The 1,456-nt window shown below is 63.2% G+C and carries 1 protein-coding gene; it reads left to right on the top strand.

The window, feature by feature from the left end; genetic code table 11:
* Positions 1–157 precede the first annotated feature (157 nt).
* Positions 158–1,018 (top strand): hypothetical protein, encoded by an 861-nt coding sequence (locus tag IEZ24_RS21370; RefSeq protein ID WP_129457165.1) that lies wholly within the window; start codon positions 158–160, stop codon positions 1,016–1,018.
* Positions 1,019–1,456: the final 438 nt, after the last annotated feature.

Consider the following 1,456-nt stretch of genomic DNA (forward strand, 5'->3'; position numbering starts at 1 on the left):
CTACCACCGTCGACGGAGGCAGGCTGCTCTCGGACGATTGACCCCGGTCGAATACGAGCTGATCATGACGACAACCGCCACCCAGGCGGCCTAACCAAAACTGTCACCCGTCCGTGCAGCAGTCCCACTCTTCACGGCCTGTCGGATCGACCATGACGTGCTGAGCTCAGACCTCGGCGCCTTGACCGAGCGAGTCGCCGTCTCAGAGGACGATCGAAAGGCCTGGCTCAGGTCCAACGGCTTTTCTGTTCGGGATAGCGATTCCCACGACGCGCCGGGGGATCGCAAGGAGGAAGTGCAGAACCTTCTGGACTCCGGGCAGTTCTTCTACGCTTCCAAGGTCGGCGCGGGCCTTCAACGAGCACTGGTTGACGAGCGACTCGCGGTTGAGACCCAGCACGGAGATCTGCGGGTCAAAGACCCAAGAACCGCGGCTCATCTGATGAGCCTTCTTGCGAACTACGCCAAGCCCGAAGGGGGCCCACGTGAACCCCTGGTGCTCGATGCGAACAGCAGCGCGTCGCTCGTCAGGGCGGCCGCGCCACCCAGTCATGCCGACTGGGTGCCGGCGCTCCGTGTCGAGGTGCCGTCCGTGCGAGCCGTGAATGACTCAGCGCCGTTGGAGGCCTTCCTTGATTTCAGGCTGAGCAGCAAGGGCGACCGACTCCGTCAGAACTACCTCGCTTCCGTTTCTCGATACCTTCACGACGTTGAAGACTGCCTTGCTAATGACCCTGAGCACCTCGTTGCCGTCGTCGAATCCATGCGCAAGGAAGTCCACGCGGCGGGCCAGAACCTGACTCGGACAGGGGGTGGGTGGCGTGTCGCCCAAGGAGTCATGACCGCCGTTGCCATGGTCGTTCCCGTTCTCTTCGAGCTGAACGATCCCGGAGCATGGGCGGGATTCACGGCCAACGCAGGCGCCGCAGCCGCCGGAGTCGGGGCCACCCGAGTAGGCGTCACACACGCAACGGCTTACAGCCGGGCACTCCACAAGAACCAGTTGGTCATCAAGTAACCAATGGGTGGAGGACTCGCCCGCCGGTGAGACCGCAAGGAGCCTCGCTAACGCGTGTGCCTTCGATCACTGCAACACGGAACCCCGAGGAGAACGAGTGTCCGAGACCGTCATGACCGTCGCCTTCGGCGCCACTAACCGCAACAACGGCAATCCAAGATTCGTTCGGGTCATTGCCGACCTCGTGGTCGGTGGCAGCGGCGTATTCATCTTCCACAAGTTGCATGGAGACACCCCGGTGCGGCCAGTCCGGATTAGGCCGGATGATGCGGTCTCGGAGGCGACGGTGCTCATGGCAGGCTTGGGTCCTCTGAATCGCCCCGGGTCTGGTGGAGGCTCTCAATCCATGGAGGATGAGAGTCATGGCAGCACCCAGGAAGTACCCCGACGAGCTGCGTGAGCGAGCGACCCGGATGGCGGTGGAGCTGCGGGCGGACC

This window comes from Nocardioides ganghwensis (assembly GCF_014779655.1).
In the GTDB taxonomy this organism is placed as follows: Bacteria; Actinomycetota; Actinomycetes; order Propionibacteriales; family Nocardioidaceae; genus Nocardioides; species Nocardioides ganghwensis.